General features: G+C 54.2%; 21 protein-coding genes. 6 read left to right on the top strand and 15 right to left on the bottom strand.

What is annotated here, in order from left to right:
• Positions 1-143 precede the first annotated feature (143 nt).
• The 8 genes from gspF to DPF_RS03650 all read right to left on the bottom strand — a co-directional run bounded on the left by gspF (position 144) and on the right by DPF_RS03650 (position 11,491).
• Positions 144-1,370, bottom strand: coding sequence for a type II secretion system inner membrane protein GspF (gene gspF, locus DPF_RS03685; protein WP_069857565.1), 1,227 nt, complete (start codon positions 1,368-1,370; stop codon positions 144-146).
• Positions 1,371-1,458: 88 nt separating this feature from the next.
• Complete coding sequence (gene gspE, locus DPF_RS03680) at positions 1,459-3,168, bottom strand: type II secretion system ATPase GspE (protein ID WP_083254440.1); 1,710 nt, start codon at positions 3,166-3,168, stop codon at positions 1,459-1,461.
• Positions 3,165-5,117: a type II secretion system secretin GspD gene (gene gspD, locus DPF_RS03675; protein ID WP_069857563.1), complete on the bottom strand. Its 1,953-nt coding sequence runs from the start codon at positions 5,115-5,117 to the stop codon at positions 3,165-3,167. Before gspD ends, gspE begins: the two co-directional genes overlap by 4 nt.
• A 173-nt stretch (positions 5,118-5,290) precedes the next feature.
• Positions 5,291-6,112, bottom strand: coding sequence for a type II secretion system protein N (locus DPF_RS03670; protein ID WP_069857508.1), 822 nt, complete (start codon positions 6,110-6,112; stop codon positions 5,291-5,293).
• A 28-nt stretch (positions 6,113-6,140) separates the two neighbouring features.
• Positions 6,141-7,034: a tetratricopeptide repeat protein gene (locus tag DPF_RS03665; RefSeq protein ID WP_069857507.1), complete on the bottom strand. Its 894-nt coding sequence runs from the start codon at positions 7,032-7,034 to the stop codon at positions 6,141-6,143.
• Positions 7,035-7,611: 577 nt separating this feature from the next.
• Positions 7,612-7,854, bottom strand: coding sequence for a mechanosensitive ion channel domain-containing protein (locus tag DPF_RS03660; RefSeq protein WP_369689582.1), 243 nt, complete (start codon positions 7,852-7,854; stop codon positions 7,612-7,614).
• Positions 7,855-8,215: 361 nt separating this feature from the next.
• Positions 8,216-9,280 (bottom strand): phosphotransacetylase family protein, encoded by a 1,065-nt coding sequence (locus tag DPF_RS03655; RefSeq protein WP_069857505.1) that lies wholly within the window; start codon positions 9,278-9,280, stop codon positions 8,216-8,218.
• 111 nt (positions 9,281-9,391) lie between these two features.
• Positions 9,392-11,491 carry an acetate--CoA ligase family protein gene (locus DPF_RS03650; RefSeq protein WP_069857504.1) on the bottom strand — a complete coding sequence of 700 codons (2,100 nt, stop codon included), beginning with the start codon at positions 11,489-11,491 and terminating at the stop codon, positions 9,392-9,394.
• Between the two features lie 11 nt (positions 11,492-11,502).
• On the opposite strand from DPF_RS03650, the gene rnc reads away from it, so the two are divergent.
• Complete coding sequence (gene rnc / locus DPF_RS03645) at positions 11,503-12,210, top strand: ribonuclease III (RefSeq protein ID WP_069857503.1); 708 nt, start codon at positions 11,503-11,505, stop codon at positions 12,208-12,210.
• Between the two features lie 145 nt (positions 12,211-12,355).
• Here the strand turns inward: rnc and DPF_RS03640 are convergent, their stop codons facing one another.
• The gene (locus DPF_RS03640) at positions 12,356-13,249 is read right to left on the bottom strand and encodes a flagellin N-terminal helical domain-containing protein (RefSeq protein WP_069857502.1); all 894 of its coding nucleotides are present in this window, start codon (positions 13,247-13,249) and stop codon (positions 12,356-12,358) included.
• 330 nt (positions 13,250-13,579) lie between these two features.
• Here DPF_RS03640 and DPF_RS03635 point away from each other — a divergent pair, with 330 nt between their 5' ends.
• Entirely contained in the window at positions 13,580-13,969 is a 390-nt protein-coding gene (locus DPF_RS03635; RefSeq protein WP_069857501.1) for a flagellar protein FlaG, read from the top strand.
• A gap of 90 nt (positions 13,970-14,059) precedes the next feature.
• On the opposite strand, the gene DPF_RS03630 is transcribed toward DPF_RS03635, so the two are convergent.
• From DPF_RS03630 to DPF_RS03620, 3 genes are all read right to left on the bottom strand, one after another.
• Positions 14,060-14,917 carry a glycine betaine ABC transporter substrate-binding protein gene (locus tag DPF_RS03630; protein ID WP_069857500.1) on the bottom strand — a complete coding sequence of 286 codons (858 nt, stop codon included), beginning with the start codon at positions 14,915-14,917 and terminating at the stop codon, positions 14,060-14,062.
• A 159-nt stretch (positions 14,918-15,076) separates the two neighbouring features.
• On the bottom strand, positions 15,077-15,919 hold the full coding sequence (locus DPF_RS03625) for an ABC transporter permease (RefSeq protein ID WP_069857499.1): 843 nt from the start codon (positions 15,917-15,919) through the stop codon (positions 15,077-15,079).
• Positions 15,919-17,112 carry a quaternary amine ABC transporter ATP-binding protein gene (locus DPF_RS03620; protein ID WP_069857498.1) on the bottom strand — a complete coding sequence of 398 codons (1,194 nt, stop codon included), beginning with the start codon at positions 17,110-17,112 and terminating at the stop codon, positions 15,919-15,921. The genes DPF_RS03625 and DPF_RS03620 overlap by 1 nt, the downstream gene beginning before the upstream one ends.
• A gap of 612 nt (positions 17,113-17,724) precedes the next feature.
• On the opposite strand from DPF_RS03620, the gene DPF_RS03615 reads away from it, so the two are divergent.
• From DPF_RS03615 to DPF_RS03605, 3 genes are all read left to right on the top strand, one after another.
• Positions 17,725-18,042, top strand: a complete 318-nt coding sequence (locus tag DPF_RS03615) for a hypothetical protein (RefSeq protein ID WP_069857497.1) — start codon at positions 17,725-17,727, stop codon at positions 18,040-18,042.
• A 47-nt stretch (positions 18,043-18,089) separates the two neighbouring features.
• Positions 18,090-19,439, top strand: a complete 1,350-nt coding sequence (locus DPF_RS03610) for a ferredoxin reductase family protein (protein ID WP_069857496.1) — start codon at positions 18,090-18,092, stop codon at positions 19,437-19,439.
• Between the two features lie 212 nt (positions 19,440-19,651).
• Positions 19,652-20,440, top strand: coding sequence for a TIGR00266 family protein (locus DPF_RS03605; protein ID WP_069857495.1), 789 nt, complete (start codon positions 19,652-19,654; stop codon positions 20,438-20,440).
• 173 nt (positions 20,441-20,613) lie between these two features.
• Here DPF_RS03605 and DPF_RS03600 read toward each other — a convergent pair whose 3' ends face one another.
• From DPF_RS03600 to DPF_RS03590, 3 genes are all read right to left on the bottom strand, one after another.
• Positions 20,614-21,309 (bottom strand): HesA/MoeB/ThiF family protein, encoded by a 696-nt coding sequence (locus tag DPF_RS03600; protein ID WP_176724154.1) that lies wholly within the window; start codon positions 21,307-21,309, stop codon positions 20,614-20,616.
• Between the two features lie 8 nt (positions 21,310-21,317).
• On the bottom strand, positions 21,318-21,485 hold the full coding sequence (locus DPF_RS14425; RefSeq protein ID WP_369689581.1) for a MoaD/ThiS family protein: 168 nt from the start codon (positions 21,483-21,485) through the stop codon (positions 21,318-21,320).
• A 137-nt stretch (positions 21,486-21,622) separates the two neighbouring features.
• On the bottom strand, positions 21,623-23,356 hold the full coding sequence (locus DPF_RS03590; RefSeq protein ID WP_069857562.1) for an aldehyde ferredoxin oxidoreductase family protein: 1,734 nt from the start codon (positions 23,354-23,356) through the stop codon (positions 21,623-21,625).
• A 501-nt stretch (positions 23,357-23,857) separates the two neighbouring features.
• Between DPF_RS03590 and DPF_RS03585 the strand changes: the two genes are divergently transcribed.
• Complete coding sequence (locus DPF_RS03585; protein WP_069857492.1) at positions 23,858-24,814, top strand: chemotaxis protein CheV; 957 nt, start codon at positions 23,858-23,860, stop codon at positions 24,812-24,814.
• Positions 24,815-24,894 lie beyond the last annotated feature (80 nt).

Raw genomic sequence — 24,894 nt, 5'->3', positions numbered from 1 at the left:
GAATATGCGCAATACGCTGTTTCCCCGATTGCAAACCGCCGGTTTTCTCCGAAAACTCATTGTGTTTGTAACATGTTCCATGAACCGACCACAGCTCAAACACTACATTTTTTACCCGCAGCACCTGCGCACTGCGTACTCCCCTATCGTATGAGATGACTCATCTCGAAAATGGGCAAAAGCACGGCAAGGACAACAAATCCGACAATCATCCCGAGTCCCAGGATCATTATCGGCTCGAGCAGGGAGGTGGCTACGCCCAGACGGGTGGAGACCTCCATTTCCGAGGTCTCCGCAACCTTGAAAAGCATGGCGTCCAGATGGCCACTCTGTTCCCCGGCCGCGATCATTTGAATAACGGTTTCAGGGAAGATCCCCTTGCGCGACAGGGGCGCGGCAATGCTTTCTCCCTCACTGATCTCCTTGCGACTGGCATCAATGGCAGTAGCCATGACTTCATTGTCCACCACGTTACGCACCACGTTTAACGCCGTCAGCAGGGAAACATCGTTCTTGAGCAGGGTGGCAAAGGTTCTGGCAAACCGGGAGATGGCCGCATGGTGCAAAATGGGCCCGACCACCGGCACCCTGAGAATGAACGCGTGAAACCTGACCCTGCCGGTTGTGGTCCGCACATAGAACCTGACCAAAAGGACGAAGACCAGCCCCCCCCCGAAAAGAATCGGCCAGTACTGTTGCAAAAACGAGCTGATGGCGATGAGAATGATCGTGGGGCGCGGCAGGATTTGGCCGTAATCCAGAAATATCTGGGTCACCTTGGGGATGACATAGGTCAGGAGAAAAAACACCACGGCAAGGCCGGTAACAAGCATGAGCACGGGATAGGCCAGACTGGTCTGGATCTTTCTGATCAGGGCCAGTTTTCGTTCCTCAAAATCAGCCAATTGCTCCATGACCAGCTCCAGTGTTCCCGAGGTCTCACCGGCACGGACCAGAGCGGAAAAGGTCGGCGGAAAGACCGAACCATGTTCTTCCAGGGCATCGGACAGACTGCTTCCCTCATTGACCCGCTCCTTGATCTGGGTCAGGACCAGACGCAGGGGACCGGGTTTCATCTGCTTGACCACGCCGTTGATGGAGGTAACCAGGGGAAGCCCTGCCCCCAGGAGGGTGGAGAGTTGCCGAATGGACGAGGCAAGCTGGGACCGGGAAATCCTGGACAGGGAAAAGCGACGTCCCCGAACGTCACCACGCCCTTGACGCGGTGAACTCTTTACCTGTTTGATGACAGAAGGGTACAATCCCTGACCACGCAATTTCTGCCCGGCCAGACGAACACTGTCCGCGTCCACTATTCCCCTGGAGGACCGTCCCCTGCCATCAATGGCCTTGTATTCAAAAACCGCCATAACACCCCGATTGGATACCACCAAACGCATTTGTCATCAGGACGCCCCAAGATCAGCCTGCGTACACGGCGCCTGCTTCTGCACACGGCTATACCTGCGTCACCCGCAAAATCTCACTCACCGTAGTCTCTCCCCTGGCAACCAGGTCCATGCCGGCCTGACGCAAACTGCTCATGCCCTTGGCCACGGCGGCCGCGCGGATCTGGTTGGCGTCCGAGGTCTGAAGAATCAGGGAGGCAAGTTCCTCATCCAGGTGTAGAAATTCGTAAATACCGGTCCTTCCCTTGTACCCGGTTTCCAGGCACGCGGGACATCCGCTGGCCTTGTACAGGGTTGTCCCGGGAGAAAGAAAACCCAGCCCCCATTCGTCAAGCTGGGCCTTTGTGGACTTGTAGGGTCTGCGACATGCGGTGCAAAGTTTGCGAACCAGCCGCTGGGCAATGATCGCCCGGACCGAAGACGAAACCAGAAAGGGTTCAATGCCCATATCGATCAGCCGGGTCACGGCCGAAGCCGCGTCATTGGTGTGCAGAGTGGAAAAAACCAGATGGCCGGTCAACGCGGCCTGAATGGCGATTTCCGCGGTTTCCAGATCACGGATTTCCCCCACCAGAATGACGTCGGGATCCTGCCTAACCATGGCCCGCAGCCCCCGGGCAAATGTCAGATCAATCTTGGAGGCAACCTGCATCTGACCGATCCCGTCGAGCTGATATTCAACGGGATCCTCAATGGTCAGGATGTTCTTGTCCGGAGCATTGATATGGTTCAGGGCCGCATACAGGGTTGTGGTCTTCCCGCTACCCGTGGGCCCTGTCACCAGAACAATCCCGTGGGAGAGGGTGATCAGCCGGTACATATCCTGGAGCAACGGCTCAGGCAGGCCTATCTCTTCCAGAGTCAGCAGCCTGAGCCCCTTTTCCAAAAGCCGCATAACCACCCGTTCGCCAAATGCCGTGGGAATGGTGGAAACACGAAGATCCACCTGCCGGTCCCCGATGCGGATCTCGATGCGGCCGTCCTGGGGGAGGCGTTTTTCCGCAATGTCCAGCTTGGCCATGATCTTGATGCGCGAGACCACTGCGGAATGGATTTTCCTGGACAGGGACAGCTTGCTGTACAACACCCCGTCAAGACGGAATCGGACATTGAGTTCGTGCTGGTAGGGTTCGATATGGATGTCGCTGGCCCGGCCCTTTACGGCCTGGGCCAGAATATGGTTGACCAGCTTGATGATGGGGGCCTCGCTGGTCTCGTCCAACAGGTCGGCTCCGACCTCGTCCTCGATGCCCGTGAGCAGGTCTTCGTCCTCTCCCCGGTCCAAATCCTGGATGATCTCACTGGCTCCGTCGTCTTCCGCCTGCCCATACACCCGATTGATGGCCGAAAGAATCTCCCTGGCCGGAGCCAATGCTGCGGTCACGGCAAGAGGAGCGAACATGACATGCAGATCACCCAGCACATCATCACTGGTCAGGGGATCGTGAATCACGACCAGAACTTCATGTTGTGTGCGGCCATATGGCAAAACCAGATGTTTCTTGGCGTACTGGATGGGCAAGGTATTGACCAATGCATAATCCAGTTCCCTGGAACCAAGATCCTCCACAATATCCATACCCAGTGTCCGGGACCAGAAATCAAGAAACTCACGTTCGGAAATCTTGTTCTGTTCCAGAAGAATACGTGATGCTTCACCGCCCCTCTCCTCGAGGATGGCACGGGTTTCGTCCACGTCCTCGGGCGTGATTCGCCCCTTGTGAACAAAGTATTCCTCGGGCGTCATGGACTTCATCATCTGATCACCAGGGGACCGGCCATGAACAAGGGCTTGTTCATGGGTTCGATGCGTCCCCGGGAGTTGAACCGCACGGATTCGATGAGTTTCATCTTGTCCAGAAAAACCTTGCGGGAATCCTCGGGGCTTTCAACCACATGAGGAGTGAGAAACACAAACATGTTGGTCTTGGCAGTGGATGTGGAATCCGTTTTGAACAGCCAGCCCAAAAGGGGGATATCCCCGAGACCGGGAACCTTGGTTTTGGAATTGGTCGAGCTGTCCTCAATAAGACCGGCAATGACCACGGTCTTGCCGTCAGCCACTTCAACCGTGGTTTCGGCCTGTCTCTTGCGCGTAATGGGTGTCAGGGTTCCCCCGGTGGCCAGGGTCGCCTGAGAATCAACCCGGCTGGTTTCCTGATAGATCTTCATTTTCACCGATCCCCGTTCATTGATCTGGGGAGTGACCTTCAGAGTCACGCCAACGTCCTTGTACTCGTAGTTGGCGTAATCAATGTCTGCGTCCGAGGTGTTGGTGCTTGTCTGGTAAGGCCGATTCTCGGCAATGACCACCTTGGCTTCCTCGTTCTCCAGGGTCATGAGCTGGGGGGTGGAAATGATATTCACACTACTGTCCGTCTGGGCGGCCTGGAGAAAAGCACCCAGGCTGAAATACTGGTACCCGTTGAAGGTAAAGGGCATGGACAGAAGACCAAAGGAAAAGGTTTGGGCCGCACTGGTTGCAATGCCGTTGATACTTGCAGTGGGAATCCCGCCCGAGCTGTTACCCTGCACCGTCGAGGTATTGGCCGTACCTATGACCACGGTATCTCCGGACTCGCCTCCCCCTTGCCAGGCAACCCCCAGATCAAGAGAATCCCCCGCGGTCACTTCGATGATCGCCGCCTCCACATAAACCTGTTTTCTGGGCTGATCGAGTTCCCTTAAAACCGCTTGCAGCGCTTCGAACTCGTCGGGTTTGGCCGTGACCACCAGACTGTTGGTGGCCTTGTCGGCCACGATTTTGACATCCTTGGAAATGACAGGTTCCTTGCCCTTGTTGGTCTGCTGACCTGCCAGACCGGTGAGGACCTTGCTCAATTCCTCGGCATCGGCATTGTCCAGATGAACCACATGAATGGAGTTCTTCCCCTTGGGAGTGGGATGATCCAGATCATTCAGCAGACGGACGATCTGAGCCATTTCCTTGTTCTCGGCCAACACAATGACCGCATTGAGCCGCTCATCCGCCACTATCTTGACCACGGCCGGGGTCTTTCCACCTGTTTTCTGGGGCTGCACGAGCTTGGCTATCTGGCCGACCGCATCAGCCGCCTCGGCATACTTGAGCCGGATGACCGTGATCCTCGCGTCCTCAAGGGCGATGTCCAGCTCGCCCACGATACGGAGCAACCGCTGGATATTGGAAAAATAATCGGTCAGGATGAGTGTTTCCGTGGGCGCATAGGCAATGAGAATACCTTCCTTGGAGACCATGGGCATCATGATCTTGCGCAAATCATCGGCTGATGCATGCTGCAAAGGGATGATCTGGGTCACGAAGGTGTCATCGGGACGGGACGAACGAAAGGGTTTGATACGGGTCTCGATATTCTTCTGCCGAGCCAGAATCGAAGGCACAATCTTGGTCACCCCGCCCGCAGGAACCGCGGTCAGTCCGTTGACCTCGAGAACCGACTCAAACACCTTGTAGGCCTCGTCCACATTGATCCGGGAAGGCGAGAGCACCGTGACCTTGCCCTTGACCTTGTCGTCGACCACAAAATTTCTTCCGGTTATCTCACTGATGAACTTGATGAATATATGGATATCCACCTGGTCAAAATCCATGGTAATGTACTTGGATTCCCGGGCCTGCTGGGCCTCTGCCCCGGAAGTACAGACAACCATCAGGGCCATGAACAATCCCACCAGAACGCAACCGGTTCGTTTATCTGAAAAATGCATAGACCATCTCGCTTTGCATGCTTGATTGAAACGTTTTGCCACCCATGAGTGCATACACAGGGCAATGTCCTGCTCACGCCCGAACCGCCTGATGTTCACAAAAACCTTCCCGATCCGCACCAGCGCATCATGCAGAGCGCCGGCCTGCTTCAGACTGGACAGGGGATGGGCCTTCACCCCGAGAGAATATCATTGATCCATAGTCCCGGCGTGAATAAAACGCTGCCTGTCCCATGCTCTTGAGTCTGATCGCTGATCCCGCCAGACCAGTGGCCTTCAAACGCGGTTGTCTCAAATAGCAAGGAACTCGTCGCAAGGGACTGTTGGGCCTCTCCCCGACTATGGGTAACGGCCTGAACCGGAACGCGCCTGTCCAACCGGCCCGATGGCGGATTCGGTTTGTCTTTGCGGGGGATCTCCATTTTCAGCACCTCGTCCCTCTTGCCTGTGTTCAGCACAACCGCATACCGGAGAATTTTCTTGATGGTGGCGCCTTTGACCCGGTCCCCTTCACGGTACATGCGCTCATTGCGCCCGTTGGCCTCGGCAATGATGGCCTTTCGCATGGCCGGATCGCTGGCGACCACAGTGCCCATGAGTCTGAGCTGCAACGAGGCCAATGGCATGTTCTCGATCCTGACCTCTTCCTTGTCGTCCCCTGGTTTGACAGCCTGTTTCCCGGTTCCGAAAAGATCACGGGCAGCAATGGAGCGATACTCTTCAAGACGCCTCAACCTGGGACCTGCTAGCGGCTTTGCCCGGGGCTGGCGAACCGTCTCGCGATGACTGTTCACAATAGCCCTGTTTTCCAGGGCTACCCTGTCCCGTTTCAGACCGGCTGCCACAAGCATGTACACGACAAGGACAATAACCAGCACATTGATCACCGTGGTCAACACGGTCGCATTGATCATCTGCACCAATGGAGTCAGGCCGGTCCTGAAACCGCGAAGCATTGCCCCCAAACCTTCAAGCCCCTTTGTCAATCCCAGCATGGAAAACCCGTATGTTGCGTGCGGCCTGTTATTCGTGCTCATCAACATCCAGTGGACAATCCCCCAGCTTTTGCAACTGCCGGTACCGGTCACACAATCCCAGACTGCACGCCTGGCTCATATCCGCGCACCCGAGACGCTTGCCGCCAAGGCGCATGTACAGGATACCCCGATTGTAGTAGGCGGCCGCAAAATCCGGATCAAACGCAACGGCCCTGGAATAATCGGAAATGGCCTGATCATAATCAGCCATTTCATCCCAGGCCACGGCACGGTTGAAATAGATCTGGGCATCGGTTCGCTTGAGGGCAATGGCACGGGTGTAGTCCTGGGCAGCCTCCTCGAGTCTGCCCAGGGCCACATACCCGTTGGCACGGTTGACAAAAGCCGCGGTCATGGAGGGATCCCTGTTGATGGCCCTTGAAAATTCCTTCACCGCCCGGTCGAACTGCTTTTTCTCCAGATAATACAGGCCGAGATTGTAAAACGTCGGTGCATACTCGGGATGCCTCCTGGCAAGAGATTCCCACTGCTTGCGGGCCTCGTCCTTTTGTCCATGGGCAAACAGCGCGGAGCCACGGTTGCAGGCCGCCTGGACCATATCCGGATCGATTTCCAGGGCCGCAGTATAATCCGCCACAGCGTTCAAATACGCTTCGGTCTGTTGGAAACAATACCCCCGATTGTACAAGGCCACGCTGTCATCAGGGTTGGCCACGATCACCCTGTCCAGCATGTCGATGGCCCCGGGAACATCATTTTCCTGCATGAGCCGCAATGCATGGTGAAATTCTGCATCAGGCCGGGCGGACACAACGGTTTCCTTCTTGTTGACGGCTGCACACCCGGTGACCAGTATCCAAACGACCAAGGCGCAGCCGAGCCACATGGCCGACCGGATTATACAAGGGGATTCGTTCATGAGTACTGCCTGCTTGCTCTGCGGTATAAGGGTTGTGCAACCGGGAAAAATCGTGGGACAGGTTGGGCACCATTCTTCTGGAGCTGGATAGTGGGTCCCATTCCACCTAAATTTGCAAGAAACCAGCCAACAACCATGGCATCAACAATGCCCTTGTTTGGATGCCGTTTCATCCGAAAATGCCGATGAGTGAAGGAACGCTTCCTTTACCATGCAATAGCAGCCATGTCGATGGAAGGAGGTTAAAGAGTCCCTGCTTGCGACTACAAGCAACATCTTTTGGCATCATTGCGAACACAATTCATACACCCATGACGTATCAAATTCGTAATACATTATGGGAACAAAAGTGCTTTCCATAGAATGACCATACCATTTTTGCCCATACGACAAAACCAAGACAAGGTACAGAGATGACACAAGAAAAATCACACCTTGTGCACCAAATAAAAACCATGATCACTCAGATAGTTACCCTCTTTCCTGTACATTGTTCCCAACGCAAAGCCCCCGTGCATGCTAAACAGACATGCACGGGGGCTTATGGCAATCGGCATTGCGGTTCACGGGCAAACGCTCAAAAGGCCCGAACCAGCAACATGCTGAGAAAACAGGGGTTCATTCCATGAAAATCTGACGAAATCTGTCCAAGAGACTGCTCCCTGCAGCCTTTCTGTCGAGGATAGGGAATGGGCCGGTTGTAATTGACCAGGGTGTCCCTGGATATGCTGTTGTTCGGGATGAGTATATAATCTCTGCTCACGGTCTTGATATACCGCCAGCTGGTCTCCATCACCTTACCCTCATGGGTGGCGGCAATTCAGTCGCCTATGCAAAAGACTTCTCGATCTGAATGAGCAGACCGAAAATGAGACTGCCGATGGTATCCTGCATGGCAAAACCGATAGGACATACAGGCAAAGAAAAATCACCAGCCATTTCAGGAACAATATGGCCTTGACGGCAATCTTCCACCGCTTGGCAGCGGTATTAAGTTCCAAAAAATCGCGATAAACATCAGTCAGGTATCAAGCATGGACGCGGTCAACCAACCCGGGATATCTTGTGAAAAATCCATGAAAGCACCATTTCTTTGGTCGTAGTCCTTATCCGAAGCATAAAAAAGGCAAAGGATCTGTATGACCCTTTGCCTGCAGTATGAACCCGTCCTGCCCTGCTGTTTACGCCAATCCGAGTTTTTCCTCCATGTACGAGAAGTCCAGCAACGAGGCCACGAGATCGGCCCCATGGCGGATCTTGATGGCATCACGCAGCTTGCTTCGGGAAAGAATGGCCTCCATCTTCCTGGCCACCGTGTAGGTATCGTCCCTGACAACGATGAGGGGGATGCCAAGCACTTCGGCCCGGGTCATGATGATATCGTTGGGATAGATATTGCCGGTCATGATCAGGCATTCACACTGGCCTTCCAGGGCCACGAGATGCACATCGGAGCGATCACCGCCGACAATAACCGCTGACCGACGACTTTTCTTGAAATGGGTCATGAAATTTTCCACCTGCATGGTGCCGATGAGAAAGTTCTCCACCACCCGGTCCTTCCTCTCCTGCGCAGTGATCAGCTTGCCCCCAAGCCGCTCGCACAGATCTTCCACCCGGATGGCTCCCATGAGGGGATCACTGGGAATGGTCCCCAGGATACGGATACCCTGCTGTTCGAAAAACGGGATGAGCATGGTCGTCAGTTCGCTCATAAAGGAAGCAGGAATATCATTGAGCACCGCGCCAAGCAGATGCTCTCCCAGGGTTTCCTTCATGACCGCCAGATAATCGTATTTGAGTTCCTTGTCGAAACGATCAATCACAAGGGCCTGCAGTCCGAAACGTTTGACAATGCTTACCCCGTCCAGATTGCAGTATTTTCCGGAAAACATGCTCCCGGAACCGGAAACGATCATGACGTCCGTGTCGCGGGAAAGCCGTTCATATGCCTGCTCGATTTTGGGCATCAGATCCTCGGTTCGTCCGGAAAAGGCCTTGACCATGAAATCCTGGTCAACAACCACCGGGGTAACATCCTCGGGATCACCTTCGAGGCCCAAAATTTCCTGGATGAAAAAGGCGTCCTCATCGCCTGGCTTGCCATCTTTCTTGAAAGGCAGGGCCCCGATGGGCTTCATGTATCCGACGCGATATCCGTCCTTCTGAAGCTTGAGCCCAAGCCCAAGGGCAATCAGGTTCTTGCCTGCATAGGCCGAGGTGGCTCCTACATAGATTCCATGCATAATGCCTCCGGTGGGGAATGAAATGAAAAGACGGCTGGCCGGTGGCAAGCCGCAAGTTGATGTATGAAACAGTAAAAAATCGTCACCCGGTCAACACCCCCGAAAACCCGTTCAAGCCCGAGGGCTCAGGACAACCCTGGCATTCCCGATAACCGTTTGCTGATCATCCACAAAAACAGGACTCAATTCGAGTTCGAGAATTTCCGGACAGTCCATGGCCAATTGGGAGACCGTGAGCAGGACATCTTCCAGGGAACGAAGATGGGCCCCCGGCTCACCCCGACTGCCCCGAAGCACCGGAAAGGCCCAGGGCTCACGGATGATGTCGTGGGCATCTTGCAGGCTCAAGGGGGCCAAACGATGAGCAATCCCGGCCTGATCATTGTCACAGCCGCCGTCGAGTGCAAAGGATATCAGCGGACCGAATTGCGGATCACGCATCAATCGGATGCATACACGCCTGGCCGTGGGCGGAGCTGTTTTTTGCACCAGACACCCGGAGATGAAGATTTCCGGCCAGACACGGCGAACCCCCTCTGTTATTTCCCAAAAGGCCTCATACACCGACTTGTTGTCATCCACATCGACAACCTGTTCCCTCCCAACCATGTCCGCTTGGGGGGACGCCAATTTGAGGGCCACGGGAAAACCCATCTTGCGGGCCATTTTGGCCGCACTCTTGGCCGTACGAGCCAATTTCATTTCCCAAAAGGTCAGTTCATAGGCCATAAGCAGGGGCTGGGCCTCGATCCCCTGCAGCTCGTACATCCCGGCATCGCGGGCATCGTCAATGATTTTCCGGATCTTGGGGCTGTCCCTGCGATAGCAGACTTCAACAGGATATGGCTTGCGCTGCCATTGGCGATACTCACGCATGGACCGAACCGTGTACAGGGCCTGTTCAAGATTGTCATAACAGGGAAGGGAGGTGGATTCGAAGATGCGACGGGCCTCCAGGGCTGCGGGCCCGCCAGGCACGCACACGCACACGGTTTTCCTGACGGCCACAAGACTGCTCACCAGGGAGGTGGCCAGCTCCTCGATATCCATCCCGTAACGGGGAACAACAACCACCACCACAATATGCACCAACGGGTCATCTTCCAGCTTACCGATAATCCGTTTCCAAACCCGGAAGGAAAGTGTCGGTTCCATGACAACGGGGTTGTACACACCACCATGGCCCGGTAGCATCTCCCCAAGTCCTTGCATGGTTTCCCGGGAAAAACACGGAAGATCAAAGCCACAGGTGGCGGCAGCATCTGCAGCCAAAACCCCGAAGCTCCCGGAATTGGTCACAACAGCAACATTGTTGCCTTCAGGCAGGGGCTGTTTGGAAAAACCCTTGAGCAGGGCGAGAAACGAGGGAATATCCGGCGTGGCAATGATGCCGGTCTGTTTGAAAACCGTGGCATAGGTTTTGGCAAACCCGAACATGGCATCCCGGTGGAACAGGGCGGCTGTTTGTCCCTTGGGGGTGGTGCCGGGTCTGACAACGACCACCGGCTTCTTTTTGGTCACATCCTGGGCCGTGCGCAAAAATCGGGGAGCATCCCCGACCGCCTCCATGTACCCGGCAATAACGGCCGTATCCGGATCGTTCACCAGAAAAGCGAGCAGATCCGTTTCACTGATCCGGGAACGGTTGCCAAGGCTCATGCATTTGGAAAACCCGAGTTCATCCCGGGCCAGATCCAGGATGCTCAGGGTCAATGCATCCGACTGGGAAAAAAAGGCAATGTTTCCCGGGGAAACGGAGGGCAGACACACGCTTGCGTTGACTCCCTGCACCGTGTTGATTAGACCCAGACTCTTGGGACCGACAAGGGTCATCCCCCATTTTCGCACAAGGGCGTTAACACGCTGTTCAAGGCCGAACTCATCGGCCCGTGTTTCGGTTTCGCCCGAAGCCAGGCATATGACGCATTTGACGCCCCCCCTGCCCAGTTCATCCAGAACCGGGATCAGGTCAGCCAGTTTCAAGCACATGATGGCCAATTCGACGCCCTTGGGCAGATTCTCGACACCGTCACATGCCTGAAGACCGTAAACGTCTTCACCTCCAGGTACCACAGGCATGACACGCCCCCTGTACCCGGAAGTGACCATCCGCGTCACAACGGACCATACCAGCCCACCTTCACGACCGGATTCGCCAATCACGGCAATGGAGCGTGGCAGAAAAAGGGGATCGAGAGAAGTCACTCGCATGAAAAAAACCTATGGAGCAAAGAGTGGAAGACAATGTAAAGGGATTGGAAAGCTTGCAACGGGCTATTCATTATGAATTCTCCCAAGTCAAGCTTTTAGTCATGGCACTGACACACAGCTCCTTTGCCAACGAGCATGACACGCAAAGCAACGAACGGATGGAATTTCTGGGTGATGCCGTTGTGGAGATCTGTATTTCAACGGAATTGTACAACAGATTCCCTGACATCCACGAAGGAGAGTTGACACGCTTGCGGGCCAAACTGGTCAGTGAGCCGGGGCTGGCTCGAGTGGCCCGCACCATTGCGCTGGGAAATTTTCTCTTGCTGGGGAAGGGTGAGGCTGCTCAAGGTGGACGAGAAAGAGACTCCGTTTTGAGCGATGCATTGGAGGCGATCCTGGGCGCCATCTATCTGGATGGAGGTTTCGAAGCGGTTCAGCAGTGCATTGCCAAGCTGTTTGCACCCTTCTGGCCGGAATATCCCGAAAAACCCCGGCCCAAGGATTACAAAAGCAGGCTCCAGGAAATAACCCAAAAATATGACAAGGCACGACCGACCTATCAACTTGTGGCAAGTGAAGGACCGGAACACGCCAAAATCTATGTGGTTCAGGTGACATTGCCCTCGGGAGAATCTCTGGAGGCCAGGGACACCAGCCTCAAGAAGGCAGAGCAGCAAGCTGCCCACAAAGCGTTGCAACACTTGGGCATGGAATGAAACGATAGGATCCCAGCAAAACGGGGTGCCAGCAACGCGTCCAAAAACAACGCAAAAAAATGTTCTTCCGGAGCGGGATCTCCCCGGAAGAACACCTTGGTCATCACCACACGAAAAGCCAGAACGCCTGATACAGGCGTGATTATTATCCCTGGATGAGCTGCATGGCCATCTCCGGGAGGGAATTGGCCTGGGCCAGCATGGCGACAGCCGACTGGGTCTTGATCTGCTGCCGGGTAAACTCCGTCATTTCCGTGGCAACGTCCACGTCGGAAACACGAGATTCAGCAGCCTGGAGATTTTCCGCCTGAATGTTCAGGTTGGACACGGTGGCTTCGAGGCGATTCTGCAGGGCTCCGAGATTGGCCCGGATATTGTCCTTGGATATGATGGCTTCATTGAGGGCGTCCAGGGCATTCTGAGCCAGAGACTGGGTGGAAATGGATTTTCCACGGGCCGAAGGCCCGGCATTCAGACCCAAGCCCAATGCCGAAGCGGTTGCCTCTCCGATTTGGATATCATAATAATCTTCCTTGCTGTCATTCCCCGTGCCAAAATGAATGCGCAACGCACCCGTTGCATTGAGACCCTGGCCATCATGCTGCTCCCCCGAGAGGTTACCGTTCAAAAGATAAATCCCGTTGAAATCCGTGGCATTGGCAATACGGGAAATTTCCGAGGCCATGGCCTGATATTCGGAATCAATGATCAGACGCTGGGCCGAAGTATATGTGCCTGTGGCTGCCTGTTCGGCAAGCTCTTTCATCCGGATCAACTTCTCATCGATCACCCCGAGGGCTCCATCTGCCGTCTGAATCAGGGAAATGGCATCGTTGGCATTTCTGGTCCCCTGATTGATGGTCGAAATGTCCGAACGCATCAGCTCGCGAATAGCCAGACCGGCTGCATCATCGGCAGCGCTATTGATACGCAATCCCGAAGAAAGTCTGTTGGTAGATGTTGACAGGCTGTTATACGACTCGTTCAGATTCCTGGCAGCATTCATTGACATAAGATTGTGATTGATGACCAAAGACATACGAAAAACCTCCTTGATAGGCTTGTGTACATTTTCGTCCTACCAAGCAACCTAGATGCCATCAACAAATAACATTTTAATTCAAGTAGCTTACAGGAAGCTGGCGGCATTTTTTTCCCCAACCAACCAGACAATCGTCAATTTTACAGCCCATTGAAAAAACCGGTAATGTCAAAATTTTCGCATAAGTCGATATTGCAATTATCCAACAACTAACTGCTTGCTGGCACAAGCCATTAAAGAAATCCTTTTTTTGGACGATTGATTATTCAGAAGGTTCAGAAGGGATTGATCGTGAGCCATGAGACGCCATCGAGGAGGAGTCCCCCCATGCGACTGGAACCCCTTGACCCCCAAGAATCGGAATTTGATGGTCCTGAGGCTGTCACTCCTCCGGCGCCAACGGAATATCCTGCAGCCCCTTTGCAGCAGGAACATGCCGTTGACTCGGGTGATGCGCCCCACGAGGGACAATCCTTTCCCTCCCGTAATGTTCAAGAAACAGAAATCGACAAAGTGAGTAACGCCCTTGAACAATTCTGGAAGGCCATGGGCGTTAGCTTGATATTCAAAGTGGACAAGGAGACTGATATCATTCAGGTGGAAGTTATTGATCCCAGCACCAATAAAGTCATCAAAAAAATTCCCACAGACGAAATCCTCCATATGGCGGCATCCATCAGGGAATCTGTCGGGATCTTCGTTGACAAAAACACGTAATCGTCATGTCCCTCATAAAAAAACCCCCTGCGAAGTGAATCTTCGCAGGGGGTTTTTGCTTTTTCCGAGATACGCCCGGATCGCTTGTCACTATTGCAACCAAGAATCAACCAGATCGGGATTCTCCTTCACGAAACGTTTGGCATTTGCATAACGGTCAGCACCCGGCTCCTGGTCCCATGCCATGACCGTTTCCATCTGCTTTCTGGTCCACTTAAAATTGTCCAGAAAGCGGTACACCTCGGGTTTATCCTTATGCAGTCCCTTGCGAACGATGGTGTGAATGTCTTCGGATGCACCAAAAATACCCTGGGGATCCTCGAGAAACTTGAGATCCCACCGACCGAACTTCCAATGAGGAGCCCAGCCGGTGACAACGACCCACTTCTTGTGCTTGATGGCGTCAGCCAGGGCCGCGGTCATGGTGGCACCGCTTCCCTCCATGAGCTCCATACCCCGGATGTCATACGCGTCAATGGCGTCTTCGGTCTTGGCCATGATGCCGGCACCAGGATCAATGCCAATGATTCGCCCGGAAAATGCGTCAGCATGGGCTCCCAGTTCGGCAATGGAATTGATGGTCACATAGGTGGGCACGACCAGCCCGATCTTGGCACCGGTAACAAGAGGCCCAAGATCCTCGACATCCTTCTTGAACCGTTTGAAATAGCTCGCATGGGTCACGGGCAGCCACCCGGCCAGCATGCCGTCCACGTCACCACTGGCTGTTGCCGCCCACATGGCTGCGGCAGCAACCGGCAGGGTCTCCACGTCATAGCCCAGTCTTTCCTCCAGCACGGCACGAGCCACATTGGTCGTGGCCGTGGCACAATCCCACTCAACATAGGCCAAACGGACCTTGCCTTTGCTTCCGGCAAAAGCGGTTCCCAGGGAAACGCTCACAAACAGCGTCATCAGACAAATCACCCATAGCGTACGTCCTCTCATTATTGCCTCCAGTTGTTACGGTCCCCGAAACCAAAGGGGTACGGGAACGTTGATGCGAAAACAGGGATAAAGATCTGCACCATATCAGAGCCAGACCGATTTTCGGTTTTCAGGCATGAACCATCGTCTCAATGGACCGAAACGATCCTTGCAAACACCTCACGAGGAAGTGGACGAGCCCCCGATTTTCTGGAGGACCCGATCAAGGATAATGGCCACGATGACGATACCCAAACCGGCCTCAAATCCCCGCCCGGGCTGCAAGCGTTGGATGGCCTTCCACACCTCGCCACCAAGGCCCTTGGCCCCGATCATGGAAGCAATGACCACCATGGACAGGGCAAGCATGACCGTCTGGTTGATCCCGGCCATGATCGTTGGGGTGGCCAAGGGCAGCTGCAGCTTGACCAGTTTTTGCCACCGGCTTGATCCAAAGGCCTCGGCGCATTCGTTCAGCTCCATGGGGACCTGCTTGATGCCCAGACAGGTCAAACGAATGGCAGGTGGCATGGAAAAAATGACCGTGGAAAAAATGGCCGATACCTTGCCCAAGCCGAAAAAAGGGATGGCCGGAATCAGATAGACAAAAGCGGGCATGGTTTGCATGAAATCAAGGATGGGCATGGTGATCCGGTACATGACATGGCTCAAAGCCGCACCAATGCCAAGGGGCACGCCAATGAGAATGGCGATGCACGTGGCCACAACCACCAGGGCGATGGTACTCACGGTTGCTGACCACAGACCGAGATTCCAGATGAGCAGCAATCCGGCAATGGTAAAGATGGTCAATCCCCTGTTGCGCTTGCTCAGGTACCAGACCAGGCCGGCGACCAGCACAATGAACAGCCAGGGGGGCAAAAATTTCATGCCGCTTTCAAGCCAGGAAAGCCCCTTTTCCGTGACCACGGAAAAGGATTTGGTGGCAAAAGAAAAATGCTCGACCAGAAAATCCAGTATGGATTCGATCCCGTCTCCCAGGGGTATGCGCGGTATATGCATCACGCCTGACCTCCTCGTTCGGCAATGGCGGCCAAAAGAAGTCCTCTGATAATCACGCCCTTGAGCCTTTGCCTGTCATCCACAACAGCCAGAGGATACGGAATATCCTTAAGCAGCTCAAAGAGGTCGATGGCTGGCGTATCCAGTTCCACGGTGGTTATGTCCCTGTTGATGATGGGTGTGAGATCTTTGCTGCCCTGCTTCACAAGCTCGGCCGTGTCCTCGGCAGAAACAACCCCGATCAATCGCCGTTCCCGGTCCACGACAAAAAGGGAAGAAATGGCGTTGGACTTCATCTTGCGCAGGGCCGCATGGGGACCATCGGCCTTGAGATGGGCCACGGCCTCGGATTTCTTCATCACCGATTCAGCCGTGAGCACCTTGGAAATATCCACATCCTCGACAAACCGTTCCACATACTCGTTGGCGGGGTTGGTCAGGATATCCTCGGGCGAGCCTATCTGCACAACCCTGCCGTCCTTCATGAGCACGATCCGGTCGCCGAGCTTCAATGCCTCGTCCAGATCATGGCTGATGAACACGATGGTCTTTTGCATCTCATCCTGCAGGGCGATGAGCTCGTCCTGCATATCCCGACGGATCAGAGGATCAAGGGCACTAAAGGCCTCGTCCATGAGCAGGATATCCGGGTCAAGAGCCAAGGCACGGGCCAGGCCCACACGCTGTTGCATCCCGCCGGACAACTGCTGGGGATAGGCGTTCTCCCAGCCCTCGAGACCGACCCGCTGAAGACTGGCCATGGCCTTTTCCTTTCTGATACCAGCCGGGACCCCCTGAATTTCAAGGCCGTACGCGGCATTGTTCAGGACATCACGGTGGGGGAACAGGGCAAAATGCTGAAAGACCATGCCCAGTTTTTTCAGCCGGACCTCACAAAGCTCCTTGTCAGACAAGTCACCCAGATTTTGACCGTCAAGAATCACCTTCCCTGCCGTGGGCTCGATCAGCCGGTTGATACACCGCACCAGGGTTGACTTGCCGCTTCCGGAAAGCCCCATGACCACCAGGATTTCTCCCTCTTCCACGTCAAAGGATACATCGGCAATGCCCACGCTTTGGCGGGTCTTTTTGAAAATGTCATCCTTGGATTTGCCTTTGTGCAAAAGTTCCAAGGCCCTGCCTGGATTGGACCCGAAAATCTTGGTAAGATTTTCAACACGTATTTTTGGCATCATCACCTTCTAACTTATTGAAAAATAAAAAAATCATAAAACAATACAAAAAAGAATACCCATCTTTGGTAATCGTATATGCTCCATGTTTTTCATGATAAAAAATACTTCCCTTTTCGATTATCAAGAGAAAATAACATAAATAATTTCAATGTCAAATGCGCATTTTTTCTATTGATTAACAATAAATCTGACAATGAAATGCATTTTTTGATTAACTTGCTTATTTCAAAAATATTGTAACATTAAAAAAAAATCGCATTTTTTGATAAATATACATTATAAAAAAATTTTCAATAAGCTCATATCTGTTATAATGTTTCAGATAATATCACTACCAATACTTTTTTGAATACGATCAAGACAAAGATATTCAACAAATATATAAAAGACCGTTTATCCCTGATCACCCCTTGAAAACCCCTCTCTAACAGCGACATTTTTGACGCCACGACGTTTGTATCACAGTCTTGCAAACTGCAGGAATACCTCCGCCCCCCCAAAACGCCCTGGGGTTTTCCTCATTACACTTGTTCCGAGGACATTCCTCGTGTAGGGTCGACCCTATTCAGACAGGTATTCCCAAGCCCACTTCCCTCAAGGAGACAACCTATGATCAGGAAGAATGCTCTCCTCAAAACGGCCCTGGCCATGATCCTCGCGTTTCTATTGCCCGGGGCGCTTCTCCTGGCTGCCCCCCCGGCCATGAATCAGGTCGCCATGGATCAGGGCACAATGGTCACCACCTCGTGTACCCGATGTCACTCCCTGAAACGGGTATGTGCCAAACTCGGCAGCAACACACAGGAGTGGCAATCCACTCTGAACAGGATGCAGGCCAAGGATTCTGGTTTGAGTACGCAGCAAAACATTGCCCTGGCAGAGTTTCTGGCTACCACCACGGCCCTGAAGGCTGATTTCTGCCGGTAATGCGCCCGCAAGACCACCCATCACGCTCCCGCAAAGGGCATTATGTCGTGGATCTGTTTGCCTACCGCCGTCCGGCTCTGCTTTTGCTTGTCATGCTCATTGCTGGCATCAGCCTGGCAGGCATCCATGCGGTGCTGGGATATTTTCCCTGGCAGGCACGTGCCTTTCCCAGTGATTTTTCCTGGAAAATGGTCAGCGCAGCCAGGATGCTGGGCATCCTTGTGGTGGTTCTGATCACCACCCAGATCATACTCGCAGCCCGCATTCCCGTGCTCTGCTCGCTTTTCGGCCTTCACGGACTGTTACGCGCCCATCGGATTCTGGCCGGAATCATTGTGGCATTGGCAATGGGTCATCCCCTGCTCATCATGGCTTCCGGTTCCTTCACCGCAAGCATCTTCACAACCACCGGCCTCCCCAAACTTGTCGGAGCGGTTGCAGTCATTATGCTTGCCTGCGGTGCCGGTGTCGCCTTTTTCAGAAAGGCTCTGGCCATCCCCTACCACCTGTGGTCCACTCTTCACGGCCCGGTCATGATCATTGCCACGGTCGTGATCTTCCTGCACATAGTCACGGTAGGCTATGGGCTTGGTTCCTGGCCGGCTCGTTTGTTCATGCTCACCATCCAGGGAATCATCCTGGGCACCCTTGTATGGAGCATGATCCTTCGACCACTTCTGACCCATAAACAGGTGTGGACCATCCAATCCGTCAGCCACCCCTGCCCCGATGTTGTTGACCTGCACATTGCTTCCGGAACATCGGACCCCTGGTCATACCATGCCGGACAATTCGCCTTTTTGACCTTTCTTGACCCCCATATTCCCCGTGAAGCCCATCCCTTCACCATTGCCTCGGGGCCGTCCTCTCCGGGGCACATGCGGTTTGTAATCAGGCAATGTGGTGATTTCACGGCACGATTGTCCCAACTTCGGCCAGGAACCAGTGTTCTTGTGGATGGTCCCTTTGGCGTCTTTTCCCCCTTTTTCCACAATCGGGTCACCCCGCGAAAACCCATGGTCTTCATCGCTGGTGGCATCGGCATCACCCCGTTTTTGGCCATGCTCGAAACCTTGTCCCAGGACCCAAACCCTCCTTCCATACTGCTCGCATGGAGCGTCAAAACCGGACGGGATCTTTTGGTGGCCCAAGACCTCGCCACCTTTTGCAAATCCATCAAAGGGCTGCAGCTTCATTATTTCATAACCAGAGATGCCAGCTACCAGGGGTGCACCTGTCGTATGAATACCCAGCGATTGCGCTCCCTGCTGGAAGAATGGACCGATGCCCTGGTCTTTGTCTGCGGGCCACCAGGCATGACCCGATCCACGCTTCGCTCCCTCGCCGCCCTGAAATTTACGCCCAAGCAAATCATCACCGAATCCTTTTCCCTGTAGCTGCCTGACATGCAGTTGCCCGACAGGTCCTTTTGTCCTACAGGAATACAGGGTAGCCCCCCTGCAGGATGGGATGGCATGGCGTCGATGCAAACAGAAAACTCCAACAACGACCCGCCCGGGCATGCCCGCCAAATGGCCCCGATTGTGGACGCCATCCCAAAGCCCACCGGCTCATACATGACCTTACGCAAACCCACAGGAGACGGCACATGAAAAGCCATGAACTGGATTATGAGATCATCGGACACGACATGCAGATTGTGGAGGTGGAACTTGATCCCGGGGAAACGGTCATTGCCGAGGCCGGTGCCATGAACTGGATGGACGAGGATATCGCCTTTGAAGCCAGAATGGGAGATGGATCAGAAGCTGAAGGCGGTTTGCTGGGCAAGATCCTTGGTGCGGGCAAGCGCGCCATCACCGGCGAGTCCGTATTCATGACCCATTTCACCAATCAGGGATCCGGCAAAAACCATGTCGCCTTTGCTGCCCCCTATCCCGGCCACGTTCTGCCCATTGATCTGGCCACGCTTCAGGGGGGTGAACTCTTCTGCCAAAAGGATGCTTTTTTGTGCGCGGCTCTGGGGACCAGAATCGACATTGCCTTTAATAAACGTCTTGGCGCCGGTTTTTTCGGCGGGGAGGGATTTATTCTTCAGAAATTGCAGGGAGACGGCATGGCCTTTGTGCATGCCGGTGGCACCGTGGTCAAAAAGGAACTCCATGGAACAACCCTGCGGGTGGACACCGGCTGTCTGGTGGCCTTCACCCAGGGAATAACCTATGACATCCAGCGGGCCGGATCCCTGAAATCCATGTTCTTCGGAGGTGAAGGACTGTTTCTGGCAACCCTTCAGGGAACAGGAACCGTCTACCTGCAAAGCCTGCCCTTTTCCCGCCTGGCCGACCGCATCATTGCCCAGGCCCCCAGGGCCGGAGGCAAGCGCAAAGGCGAAGGTTCCGTTCTGGGCGGATTGTTTGACGGAGATAACGACTGATCCATGGTCACGTCCCAATACAAAGAAGGAGTTTCCCGAATTCGGAAAACTCCTTCTTTGCGTCAAGCCAAACACCCATCAAAGATGGTTTGGCAGGCCTTGTTTTGCCATCCTTGCAAACAGGACTGCCATGGCGAACCCAGCGATTGGATGCTGCCACCCCTGTGGCCTCATCACAAATCCAGCCGCTCAAACAGGCCATTGCGCAGATCAACAATGATCATCTTGCCCGCCAGAAAAGGCTCTTTTCCCGTCAACCAGGCCACGGTTTCGGCGCATTGAACTGAAGCGATGCACGCGGCCGCAGGAGCCAGGCTGCCCAAGGTACGTTCAGCATCCCTGGCATCGTCTGCCTGCCACAGGACATCCGGATCTGGTCCTCCGGGCAGGACCGTGGCCGCCAACCCCGTCCATCCGGCCACAGCTCCCGTGGCCAGCGGAATATCCTGCTCCTTGCACGCGGTACACACGTTTCTGTGAGCAGATATCCCACCCAGGGCATCAACAACCATGGACACACCGGCCATGCGCTGGGCAAACCCCTTGATGTCCAGAAATGCGGGCACAATATCGCAGACAACACTCTTGTCGATCCGCGCCACTCGCGCCTTGGCCGCCTCGGCCTTGGGGGATCCGAGATTATCCTCCAGACACAGCAACTGCCGGTTGAGATTGGACGGTTCGAACCGGTCACCGTCCACAATGGTCAGTCGTCCGACACCGATCCGTGCCAGCAGCTCTACAACATATCCGCCCAGACCTCCGGCTCCAGCCACAAGGACATGGGACTGGCGCAACCGCTCCTGGTCAACGGCCTCCAGAGATGTCCGGTTCCTGGCATATCGATCAAGAAGTGGTGACCACGGCATGGTTGGCATCATCCCCCCCCCACGGGTGGAAAAATGCCAATGCGGTCCCCAGGGTGTATCCGGAAGGACCAGTCAGCCTGATTCTTCCCGTTGACAAACACCAACCGGACCTCGTTTTTGTCAATGTTCAACATTTCGATAAGCTTTTCGATTGTGGTCCCCTCGACAACGTCCATGCTCCCTCCCTGGGGAGTGTGGGAAGCCAAGGTGGCAAAACATTGCACCTCTATGCGCATGGGCACATCCCTCCTGCACTAAAAAGACGGCCCAAGGCCGCCTTTTTGTAATCATACTTGGTCTGTTTAGCCGGAAACTACGCCTTGGCCTTCTGCAGATCCTCAATGGAGTATTCCCACCGGGTGTTGTGCGGAGGCAGGGTTTCCTTGCTGAAGAATTCGGGCAGCTGGTCGTGGGCCTTGGTGAAGCCAGCAGCCTCGTTAAAGGCGTATTCATCCTTGAGAACGCCTATGCCCACAGGAGCCACATCCGAGGCCTTGAAGTCAATCCCATACTTGGCACTGATCATCTTGGCAATGACATCCAACGAGTCCTCGGTATCCAGGACCGCAAAGGCCACAAACAGACACAGACCGGTAGCGTCCACAGCGGCTGTGGCAATCTGCAGATTTTTGGAAACCTCGATATTGTCGCTCGTGCTCTTCAAGGGATCGATATCTCCACCCACCTTGAGAATATTCTGACAGACAGCGTATCCGGCAGTGTGATCAGCTCCCATGGGGGTCGTGGCATAGGTCACGCCAACACCCTTGACCGAACGGGGATCATAGGCGGGCAGGGCCTGGCGTTTGACAACGGGAATGCGTTCCACGCCAAAGGCCTCTCCGGCAAAGGCCGTACCATTGCCTATGATCTGGCCCAGGGAATCGTTTTTATCGTAGACTCTTTTCAGCAGGTTAATGGCCGCCTGACCATCTCCCCAAGGGATAACCCCTCCGTCCATGGCCATAACCACGGCGTTACCAACATCAATGGTATCCAGACCGAGATCATCGCACAAACGGTCCATCTGGGCGATGGCATCAAGATCATCAATGAGGCTGTTGGCTCCAAACGCCCACACGGTCTCATATTCGAACCCGGAGGTCAGATAGTTCCCGTCCTTGTCATGATAGGCCTGGGAACACTGGATCATGCATCCGGGATGACACCCTTCCTTGACCCTGCCACCACGGGCTTCCATGTATTCAACCATCTTCTCACCCGTAATCCCGGCAACCTTGTCGAACCGGCCTTCACGAAAATTCTTGGTGGGCAGGGCGCCAGCCTCGTTGAGGATATTGACCAGGATCGAGGTACCAAAGGCAGGCAGCCCCTGGCCGGTAACCGGATGGTCCCGAAGAATCTGGGCCCATCTCTTGGCCGCTTCCTTGAAGGCAGCCTTGTCGGCATATTCAGAACCCAATCCGCCGGCATCATCAAACACAAGGGCCTTGACCCGCTTGGACCCCATCACAGCGCCCAGTCCGCCACGGCCTGCAGCCCGGGCAGGACGTTTCCTGGGATCGGTAAACTGAATGGAAGCCGCCAAACGACAGGTTTCGCCGGCAGGACCGATGAGCATGACCCCGGTTTTCTGGCCATGGGCTTCAAGAAGTTTTTCCGAAGCCGCATAGGTGCCGACCCCTTCAAGATCCGAAGCATCTTCAAAGCTGACGCCGTCCTTGGTGATCTTGATGGTGCACAGGGGCGCATCCCTGGTCGGTTTGTCCTCGAGGACAACGGCCAGCAGATCAAGTTTGGCCATCTTGAGGGCAACCATGCCGCCGGAATTGGATTCCTTGATGCCACCCGTCAGGGGAGACTTGGCGCCCACTGAAATTCTCCCGGAATTGGCTGCCAGGGTTCCTGCAAGCAGACCAGTGGCAATAATCAACTTGTTATCCGGTCCAATGGGGTTGCAAGTCGGTGGAATCTCGTTGAGAATCATCCTGGAAGTCAGGGCTCTTCCGCCAAGTCCGGCATACTCGCCAAGATCCTGGTACTCATACGTCCTTTCCCGCGTATTGATTCTAAGTATTCGTGCCATGGTCTGCTCCTTTCTCTTCATCCCATAATCGGCATGGGCATTGTCTATACTTTGGATGATGCCCTGCCCTTTCGCAATACACATCATCAGATTTAAGATATTCTCATCATGTATCATCCTATAAAAACCAATTGTAAAGGGCTTTCAAAGCTAAGCTTCCGGGGTTTATTGATATATGTCTTGACAGACATGCAATCACCGCCGATGCCGGACCATAGCGTGTATGCAAAACCCTCCCGCTTCTTCCCCCCCACTCACAACCGATGCACCACCGTTTTCACAGCGCCAGGAGGTTTTCCTAACAGCACAGACCGTACGCCCATCCCTTGTCAATCTCTGGTCTGTAATACGCATGAACACCACCTTGTACGCACAAAAACCTGGTGTTCATGCGTATTGATCAACGTCCCAATTTCAGGCAGTTGACAAGCACACGAAATCTTCTTGAGTTTTTTGAACTCCCAACCGACATGTTCTCTCTGTCGACCACAAGGCACCCCTATGAACCGATCACGTATTCTTCTCGAATCGGGCACTAATGAACTCGAAATCGTAGAATTCTATCTTGATGAGACCATCCCGGGCCAGGATGCACCATACCGGGGATACTACGGTGTCAATGTGGCCAAGGTTCTGGAGATCATCAAGGCTCCCAGCAGGATCATCGAGCTCCCCGAAAGCGACCATATAGCCATCAAAGGAGCCTTCAATCTGCGTTCAAAGATCATCCCGCTGATTGATCTGCACAAATGGCTGCGCAAGAAGCAACACGACAACGCAAGCCCCAAGGCCATTGTCACGGAATTCAACAATGTCGTGAACGCCTTTCTCGTTTCCGGAGTCAATCGAATTCACAGGATCGGATGGGATGAGGTGGCCCCCCCCAGCAAATACCTGGAAGGATTTTCCAGCAATACCATCACAGGCGTGGTACGCATCGACAACAAGATCATTTTTCTCCTCGATCTGGAACAAATCATTGCCGAGCTTAATCCGGACATGAATATCGGCAACAAGCCCCTGCCCAAACTCGAACGGACCAACCGCTACCGAGCCCTGGTTGCCGATGATTCACCCATGATCAGAAACATGCTCAAAATGTATCTGGAACGCGCCCGCTTCGATGTCGAGACCCTCAACAACGGTCAACAGGCCTGGGACAGGCTCATGCAGATCAAGCAACAGGCACAAGCCCATGACATCCGACCCATCGACCTGGTCCAGGTTGTTGTCTCTGACATTGAAATGCCCACAATCGATGGACTGAACCTGACCAAAAGGATCAAATCCGACCCCACGCTCAAGCATCTTCCGGTGATCCTGTTCTCTTCTCTGATCACGGACCGCCTCCGGCACAAGGGCGAGGCCGTGGGTGCCGACGACCAGGTCTCCAAACCCGAAATCCAGGAATTGGCCATGCGCGCTGAACAACTCATCATCAAGTATCTTCAGCGCTGATACCGTCCCCTGGCCCATCCGGACCAGGGCCGGCATGAACGTGATAATGCCTTCCCTTTTTGCAACCCGCCGCCATGAGT

It is taken from the genome of Desulfoplanes formicivorans, from assembly GCF_001748225.1.
GTDB classification, from domain to species: domain Bacteria; phylum Desulfobacterota; class Desulfovibrionia; order Desulfovibrionales; family Desulfomicrobiaceae; genus Desulfoplanes; species Desulfoplanes formicivorans.
Note: the sequence above shows the minus strand (reverse complement) of the source record. Positions and strands in the feature narration are given on the sequence as shown.

Bases quoted from the DNA above. Each gene is read 5' to 3' on its own strand.
- gspF (WP_069857565.1), bottom strand. From the start codon at position 1,370: ATGGCGGTTTTTGAATACAAGGCCATTGATGGCAGGGGACGGTCCTCC.
- gspE (WP_083254440.1), bottom strand. From the start codon at position 3,168: ATGATGAAGTCCATGACGCCCGAGGAATACTTTGTTCACAAGGGGCGA.
- gspD (WP_069857563.1), bottom strand. From the start codon at position 5,117: ATGCATTTTTCAGATAAACGAACCGGTTGCGTTCTGGTGGGATTGTTC.
- DPF_RS03670 (WP_069857508.1), bottom strand. From the start codon at position 6,112: ATGCTGGGATTGACAAAGGGGCTTGAAGGTTTGGGGGCAATGCTTCGC.
- DPF_RS03665 (WP_069857507.1), bottom strand. From the start codon at position 7,034: ATGAACGAATCCCCTTGTATAATCCGGTCGGCCATGTGGCTCGGCTGC.
- DPF_RS03655 (WP_069857505.1), bottom strand. From the start codon at position 9,280: ATGCATGGAATCTATGTAGGAGCCACCTCGGCCTATGCAGGCAAGAAC.
- DPF_RS03650 (WP_069857504.1), bottom strand. From the start codon at position 11,491: ATGCGAGTGACTTCTCTCGATCCCCTTTTTCTGCCACGCTCCATTGCC.
- rnc (WP_069857503.1), top strand. From the start codon at position 11,503: ATGGAGCAAAGAGTGGAAGACAATGTAAAGGGATTGGAAAGCTTGCAA.
- DPF_RS03640 (WP_069857502.1), bottom strand. From the start codon at position 13,249: ATGTCTTTGGTCATCAATCACAATCTTATGTCAATGAATGCTGCCAGG.
- DPF_RS03635 (WP_069857501.1), top strand. From the start codon at position 13,580: ATGCGACTGGAACCCCTTGACCCCCAAGAATCGGAATTTGATGGTCCT.
- DPF_RS03630 (WP_069857500.1), bottom strand. From the start codon at position 14,917: ATGAGAGGACGTACGCTATGGGTGATTTGTCTGATGACGCTGTTTGTG.
- DPF_RS03625 (WP_069857499.1), bottom strand. From the start codon at position 15,919: ATGCATATACCGCGCATACCCCTGGGAGACGGGATCGAATCCATACTG.
- DPF_RS03620 (WP_069857498.1), bottom strand. From the start codon at position 17,112: ATGCCAAAAATACGTGTTGAAAATCTTACCAAGATTTTCGGGTCCAAT.
- DPF_RS03615 (WP_069857497.1), top strand. From the start codon at position 17,725: ATGATCAGGAAGAATGCTCTCCTCAAAACGGCCCTGGCCATGATCCTC.
- DPF_RS03605 (WP_069857495.1), top strand. From the start codon at position 19,652: ATGAAAAGCCATGAACTGGATTATGAGATCATCGGACACGACATGCAG.
- DPF_RS03600 (WP_176724154.1), bottom strand. From the start codon at position 21,309: ATGCCGTGGTCACCACTTCTTGATCGATATGCCAGGAACCGGACATCT.
- DPF_RS14425 (WP_369689581.1), bottom strand. From the start codon at position 21,485: ATGGACGTTGTCGAGGGGACCACAATCGAAAAGCTTATCGAAATGTTG.
- DPF_RS03590 (WP_069857562.1), bottom strand. From the start codon at position 23,356: ATGGCACGAATACTTAGAATCAATACGCGGGAAAGGACGTATGAGTAC.
- DPF_RS03585 (WP_069857492.1), top strand. From the start codon at position 23,858: ATGAACCGATCACGTATTCTTCTCGAATCGGGCACTAATGAACTCGAA.